Raw genomic sequence first — 7155 nt, 5'->3', positions numbered from 1 at the left:
CATGAAGGATATGGCCCCCTCTCGTCAAGTTGTTGTCTGCAACTCCAACTATAACCGATGAGGCCTTATCCTTCATCCTTTTTTATCCTTCTGTCCAATATCTATTGTAGTCCTACACCCGCCAGAGTTACCGGAAATAGGTTGAATCTTGAAAAGTAGTATCTGATGTGGTAGAATAAAATGCTATATCAGATTCCTTTTCTCGTGATAGAAGGGGAATTACTATGCCAAGTAAACGAAAAGACAGCAAAGGCAGAATCCTTAGAAATGGGGAGGTGCAAAGGCGAGACGGTATGTATATGTTCCGATATACCGATCCGGATGGAAAACGGAAAGCGGTATATAGTTGGAAACTGGTCAGTACTGATAAGGTGCCAGAGGGTAAAAAATGCGTGATGGCCCTTCGGGACCTTGAAAGACAGATCCAGAGAGATCTTGAGGATGGTATACGTGCCGGCGAAGCAAACACAATAACGGTTAACGCGCTGTTCAAATCCTTCATGGACTTGCGCAGTGATCTCAAGGAAACCACAAGATGTAATTACATTTGCTTATACGACAAGCATGTTCGGGATGAACTTGGCGGACGCAAAATCCGGAGTGTCAAGTTTTCTGACATTCAGAGATTGTATATGCATATGGTCCAAGATCTTGGCCTCAAGGCAAGTACGGTTCAAAGTGTCCATTCCATACTGTACCAAATGTTTGAGAGTGCTGTAATGGACAATCTTATTCGTGTGAATCCTGCAGCGAATGTTTTGAAAAGCTTGCGTAAGATGCTGCTGGTTGAACAGGAAAAGCGTCACGCATTAACGGAAGAAGAACAGACGAAATTGATTGAGTATGTTTATCAGTCGCGGATTTATTGTCGCCTGGGTACACTATTCACTGTTCTTCTTGGTACTGGTATGCGGATCGGTGAAGCACTTGGACTTAGATGGTGTGATTGCGATTTCGAAAAAAAGTTAATCAGTGTAAATCACACCCTACTATATAGGCAAAGCGAAAATGGGGGATATAGGTACCGAATTTCTGAGCCAAAGACAAAAGCGGGTCTAAGAGTTATCCCAATGCTATCAGAAGTGAAAGAAGCGCTTTTGGCTGAAAAGGCGAAGAGAAGAAACCCCAATTTAGAGCCCTTCTCTATTGGAGAATACACCGGTTTTATTTTCCTCAATAGTCATGGTAAGGTTTTTACTCCGGCGTATGTGTTCGATGCCATACAAAACATCACGAGTGCATTTAATAGGGAAGAGTACTTCAAAGCCGAGCAAGAAAACAGAGAACCGTGTTATTTGCCAAAGTTCAGTGCCCACATATTGCGCCACACTTTCTGCACAAGGTTCTGCGAAAATGAAAGAAACCTCAAGATAATCCAAGACGTGATGGGGCATAGAAATATTCGAACGACGATGGATGTTTATAATGAGGCAACGGAGTCCAAAAAAATTGAGAGTTTTCAAAGCCTGGAAGGTAAATTCAAACTCATGTAGGTTTACACCATTTTGCCGCAGTCAACACCATTTTGCACCAGGATTTACACCAGTACATCGGTAAGTTATAGAAAACTATGAGGGGTTATGTAAGCACCAAAAGCCTGGAACCCCTTGAAATAAAGGGGATAAGAGGTTATGAGAAGAAAGAGGTGTGCTTATGTACCTTAAAGCGCTTTATATACAAAACAATTGTTTTGTACCGCTATTGGAACAATTAAGTGTGTGCGGGTAACCAGGGGTGGAGCAGATTACTTCGGGCCTTGCAGTTCGATTGCTGTGGTAAATAGCGCTGACACATTATAAGCATACTTCGCCATGACCCCGTAGAGCGCATGATAGGTATGAACATTTGCCATACTCAGGTATACCAGTATCGGTATCATAAAATTTACTGAACGAGCTTCCTTGCCTTGCGGCTTGTATAATCTATGTTATAATAGATGTAGTAATATCACACTAAAGGGGGAGCGCGGGATGAAAGACCGGCCGACCAAACGATATGTGATCTACTCCCGGAAATCCAAGTTTACCGGCAAGGGTGAAAGTATCGAAAACCAGATTGAATTGTGCCGCCAGTATATCGCCGCCCATTACAGTCAGGAGGAGGCAGATGCCGCCCTGGTGTACGAGGACGAGGGCTTTTCGGGGGGCAATCTGGAGCGCCCCCAATTCAAAAAGATGATGAAAGACTCCCAGGAGACCCCATTTGCGGCCATCGTGGTCTACCGCCTTGACCGCATCAGCCGTAACATTGGGGACTTTGCCAAGCTGATCGAGGACCTGGGTAAACGTAAGATCGATTTTATCTCCATCCGGGAACAGTTTGACACATCTTCCCCAATGGGACGGGCCATGATGTACATCGCCTCGGTCTTTTCCCAGCTGGAGCGGGAAACCATTGCAGAGCGCATCCGGGACAATATGCATGAGTTGGCCAAAACCGGGCGCTGGCTGGGCGGGACTACGCCCACCGGGTATGAATCCGAGAGCATCACCAGTGTGACGGTGGATGGAAAGACACGGAAGGCGTGCAAGCTGAAAATCATTCCGGACGAGATCGATCTGGTCAAGCGGATTTTTGACAAGTTTCTGGAAACACAGTCCCTGACCCAGACAGATGCCTTTCTGCTGCAAGGCAAATACCGGACAAAACGGGGCAAAGCATTTACCCGCTTTGCCATCCGGGGTATTTTGACCAACCCCGTCTATATGATCGCGGATGAAGCTGCGTATGAATACCTGACGGAAAAGGGCGTGGAACTGTTTTCGGACCGCTCCGACTTTGACGGCAGGCATGGCATCATGGCTTATAACCGTACTTTGCAGCAGCCTGGAAAGGCCAACCAGGAAAAGCCGATGGAGGAATGGATCGTGTCGGTGGGCAAACATGAGGGCGTGATCCCCGGTGCTATGTGGATCAGCGTTCAAAAGCTGCTGGAGCTCAATAAATCCAAGAGCTATCGCAAGCCCAGGAGCAATGTGGCCCTGCTCTCTGGGCTGCTGGTCTGCGGCCGCTGCGGCGATTATATGCGGCCAAAACTGACCAGCCGCACGAATGCATCCGGGGAACCTATTTACACCTATATGTGTGCCATGAAAGAGCGCAGCCGTGGCCATGTGTGCGATATGAAAAATGCAAACGGCAATACGCTGGACACAAAGGTGGTAGACTTTCTGATAAAGCTGGGCAAAAACAGCGAGGAGATGGCCCGGCAGATCACCATGACCAAGAAAATCATACAGGGCAATCGGGAGGGCTGCGATGCCCAGATCGCCAAGATCAAGTCGCAGATCGAGGAGAAGGAGAGCGGTATTAAGTCGCTGGTTCTGTCCCTCTCCAAAGCCGCAGGAAGCAATACGGAGCAGTATATCATCCAACAGGTGGATGAACTGCATGAAGAGATCGAGGTACTCAAAAAGCGGCTGCAGGAATTGGAGTCCATCACCCAGAAGCATCAACTGTCCGACATTGAGTTTGATATTATCCGGCAGCTCCTTTCCTCCTTTGGGGAGAACCTCGTCGATTACAGTGTGGAGCAGAAGCGGGCAGCGATCCGCACCTTTGTGAAGCGGATCGTCTGGGACGGAGAAAACGCCCACATCTATCTGTTCAACGACGATGGGGACTGCGAGTACCCAGAACCAACAGACGACTGGGATGGCGGCGATTCAAAGAGTCCGTCAGGAGAGGATAGCAAATGAGATCCTGATGCATTTTCGTGCCCAGCGTAAGACCCAGGGAGAGGTATCTCTGTCGGATGCTATTGATGGAGACGGGGACGGGAATTCGCTTTCCCTGATGGATACCATCAGCGTGGATGACGATATGTTGGAGGAACTGGATGCCAGAGACGCGTGTATTCAGGTACGGGAGTGTGTAAAGAAGTGCCTGGATGCTCGGGAGGCCGCTATCATTACCCTCCGTTACGGGCTCAACGACCGTAAGCCCCTGACCCAGCGGGAGGTGGCTGCCAAATGCGGCATTTCGCGGTCCTATGTATCCCGCATTGAAAAAAAGGCGCTGAAAAAACTGGAGACAGCCATGGGGACCCAGCGGTAGGACTTTACGCGGCGGTGATTGTTGGGTTATAATAACAATAACTGTCTTGCCTTCGTGCGGACGGCAAAATTATTTTGATTTGAGTGCAATAAAATGCCTGTGTTTTGCATTCCACCAATGAGAGGAGAGAAAACTATGCTGATCCTGCTGGAGACCATGGCGGAGGAGAGCCGCCGGGTGACCGCTCCAGATATTCTGGAGCCGCTGCTGGTCAGGATGCAGGCTGGAGAACAGGAGGCACTGGCGGAACTCTATCATCATGCCCGGACTGCTGTATACGGCCTTGCGCTCTCCTATCTCAAGAATACCCATGATGCGGAGGATGTGACGCAAGATACTTTTGTGCGTGTTTGGGAAAATGTCCATCAATACCAGTCCCGTGGTACACCGCTGGCGTGGGTACTCACCGTTGCCCGCAATCTGGCCCTGATGAAGCTGCGGGAGCGGGGCAAGACGGAGGAATTGGAACCGGAATCCTGGGAACGGCTGGCGGCGGACAGTCCTCTGGTAACGGTGGAGGACCGTCAGGTACTGCGGGCTGCGCTGGAAGGTCTGACCGATGAAGAGCGCCAGGTGGTTACCCTCCACGCAGTCACCGGCTGGAAACATAAGGAGATCGCGCACCTGCTGGATCTGCCGCTGTCTACGGTGCTGTCCAAGTACCGCCGGGCGCTGCAGAAGCTGCGGACCATACTGGAAGGGGGTGAGAAACCGTGAATGATCAGGAATTGGAGCGTAAACTCCATGCGGCACTGGAGCACGCCGCGCCTGACGATGTGGAGGCGGTGCTTGCTCGCCTGGGGCCCCAGAATGGGGAGATTATTCCGATTTCCGCACCCAAACGGCGAAAGCGCATCCTGCCCTGGATCGCGGCTGCCTGCTTGGCGCTTGCCATTGGCGGCGGTGTGGCCGGAGTGCGGTATCAGCAGGCCAACGCGGTAGCCTCTGTGGTCTCCCTCGACGTGAATCCCTGTGTCCGGCTGGAGGTAAACCGGGAAGAAAAGGTTCTTTCCGCCACCCCGGTCAACGATGATGCCAATCAGATTTTGGACGGCATGGATCTGACCGGTACGGATCTGGAGGTGGCAGTCAATGCCATTATTGGTTCTCTGCTGAAGCATGGATATGTGGATGAACTGGCCAATTCTGTGCTGATTTCGGTGGAGGATGACGATTTGACCCGGGGCGCTGCGTTGGAAGAGAAGCTGACAGGGGAGATCTCCCAGGTGCTGGAGTCGGCTTCTATCAATGGAGCCATCCTTTCCCAGAGCTTTGCCACAGATGATGCCTTGCAGCAGAAGGCGGAAGAATACGGGATCTCCCAGGGTAAGGCCGCATTGATCCAGACATTGGTGGACAGCAGTTCCCACCTGACCTTTGAGTCCCTGGTAGGCTTGTCCATCAACGAACTGAACCTATTGGCCAATTCCGAGGCTGCTGCCGACCTGACAGACCAGAGCGGTGAGCAGGAAAGCATCCGTTCTACCGGTACTGCAAGCCAGAGTGGCTATGTGGGTGTGGATGCCGCCACCCAGACGGCGCTGACCCATGCCGGTGTTCAGCAGTCCCAGCTGGACTACCTGGAAGCTGACTATGACTATGAAGATGGCCGGATGGTTTACGAGGTTGAATTTGGCGTCAGCGGTGTGGAGTATGAATACGACATCGACGCGGCCACCGGTGCTATTATCAAGGCGGAGCAGGAGGGACAGACCATCCAGACACCGGCTCCGGGCCAGACCCAACAGCCTCAGGGTGGTTCCAGCGGCACCATCAGCAGCCAGGAGGCCAGAGATATTGCTTTGTCCAACGCCGGAGTGGCCCTTTCGGATACACGGGAGTTGGAAGTGGAATTGGAAGCGGATGATGGCTGCTACAAGGTGGAGTTTAAATCAGGCCGATATGAATATGAGTATGAAATCAGCGTTGCCGATGGCAGGATTCTAAGTGCCGAGCGGGACGACTGAACAGATTGTTTCCGAAAAACGGGCAGCCATATGGCTGCCCGATTTTTTGTAGAACGGTGAATTATACTATCAAGTGCAACACTTTAGAAAAATAAAAAGAGTTCATACAGCCCCCTGTGGTAGAATGGAGTAACCACACAACCAAAATACCAGGAGGGGACTATATGAACTACCATCATCTTAGCATAGAAGAGCGCAGTTGTATACGGAAATATTATGTGGATGGCCTGAGCTACCGAGAGATCGCACGGCTGGTAGGAAGGAACGTGAGTACGATCTCACGGGAGATACGACGAAACTGTACACATATGTATGACATTCCCACTTACTATCCTCATACAGCACAAAAGAAGTATCTGCTGCGGCGCTCCTATTGCCATCGAGGGATGTTCCATTCACAGGAAGTGATTAACTACATCAATGAGAAATTGAAAGCGACATGGTCACCGGAACAGATCGCCTGCACACCATGCGAACTGAAAATGCCCAGTTGGCGGACAATCTACCGTTGGATCTATGAGAAATACCTGGTGAACGGGAACTTGAAAGTGCTGCGGCGCAAGGGGAAAAGCCATGGGAGCAAGGAAACACGTGGAAAATACAGTAAGGGCAAGTCGATCCGCAAGCGGGACAAATCTGTGTACAGCCGGAAAGAGGCCGGCCACTGGGAAGCAGATACGGTTGTAAGCGGCCAGGGCAAGAGCAAGGCCTGCTTCGCCACACTGGCGGAACGTAAGACGCGTTTTTACATTGCAGTTAAGATTCCGGACCGAAGGGCTGAGACCATGGAGAACGCGATCGTCTCTGTACTTTCCGCTTTCCCGCCACAGTTGGTCAAGACAATTACTTGCGACCGGGGCACGGAATTTGCTAACTGGCGCAGAATCGAAGAACGGCTGCACTGCGATGTCTATTTTGCCGACCCCTATTGTGCTTGGCAGAAAGGCACTAACGAGAATCTGAACGGCCTGCTCCGGGAGTTCTATCCGAAAGGCAGGAATCTATCCAGGGTCGCTCCTGCCACGCTAAAACGAAACCTGGCGTTAATTAACGCCAGGCCTCGCAAAGTTTTGAATTTCCATTCCGCACAGGAATTATGGGACTTTGAACTCTATTCCTGTTGCACTTAGTT

At 50.8% G+C, this 7155-nt stretch carries 6 protein-coding genes; all 6 read left to right on the top strand.

Translation table 11 applies throughout. The features are described 5' to 3' along the window. Window positions 1–224 precede the first annotated feature (224 nt). Window positions 225–1493, top strand: a complete 1269-nt coding sequence (locus B5F94_RS12450) for a site-specific integrase (protein ID WP_087187675.1) — start codon at window positions 225–227, stop codon at window positions 1491–1493. 477 nt (window positions 1494–1970) lie between these two features. Then, window positions 1971–3698, top strand: coding sequence for a recombinase family protein (locus tag B5F94_RS12445; protein WP_087330534.1), 1728 nt, complete (start codon window positions 1971–1973; stop codon window positions 3696–3698). Between the two features lie 7 nt (window positions 3699–3705). Next, entirely contained in the window at window positions 3706–4056 is a 351-nt protein-coding gene (locus tag B5F94_RS12440) for a sigma-70 family RNA polymerase sigma factor (RefSeq protein WP_242965673.1), read from the top strand. Window positions 4057–4191: 135 nt separating this feature from the next. After that, window positions 4192–4773: an RNA polymerase sigma factor gene (locus B5F94_RS12435; protein ID WP_087330531.1), complete on the top strand. Its 582-nt coding sequence runs from the start codon at window positions 4192–4194 to the stop codon at window positions 4771–4773. Further along, window positions 4770–6023, top strand: a complete 1254-nt coding sequence (locus B5F94_RS12430; RefSeq protein WP_087330529.1) for an anti-sigma-I factor RsgI family protein — start codon at window positions 4770–4772, stop codon at window positions 6021–6023. The genes B5F94_RS12435 and B5F94_RS12430 overlap by 4 nt, the downstream gene beginning before the upstream one ends. A gap of 164 nt (window positions 6024–6187) precedes the next feature. Continuing rightward, complete coding sequence (locus B5F94_RS12425) at window positions 6188–7153, top strand: IS30 family transposase (protein ID WP_087330527.1); 966 nt, start codon at window positions 6188–6190, stop codon at window positions 7151–7153. Window positions 7154–7155: the final 2 nt, after the last annotated feature.

This window comes from Flavonifractor sp. An4 (genome assembly GCF_002161755.1).
In the GTDB taxonomy this organism is placed as follows: Bacteria; Bacillota; Clostridia; order Oscillospirales; family Oscillospiraceae; genus Flavonifractor; species Flavonifractor avicola.
This window is presented reverse-complemented; position numbering and strand designations above follow the sequence as displayed.

Bases quoted from the DNA above. Each gene is read 5' to 3' on its own strand.
- B5F94_RS12435 (WP_087330531.1), top strand. From the start codon at position 4,192: ATGCTGATCCTGCTGGAGACCATGGCGGAGGAGAGCCGCCGGGTGACC.
- B5F94_RS12440 (WP_242965673.1), top strand. From the start codon at position 3,706: ATGCATTTTCGTGCCCAGCGTAAGACCCAGGGAGAGGTATCTCTGTCG.
- B5F94_RS12445 (WP_087330534.1), top strand. From the start codon at position 1,971: ATGAAAGACCGGCCGACCAAACGATATGTGATCTACTCCCGGAAATCC.
- B5F94_RS12425 (WP_087330527.1), top strand. From the start codon at position 6,188: ATGAACTACCATCATCTTAGCATAGAAGAGCGCAGTTGTATACGGAAA.
- B5F94_RS12450 (WP_087187675.1), top strand. From the start codon at position 225: ATGCCAAGTAAACGAAAAGACAGCAAAGGCAGAATCCTTAGAAATGGG.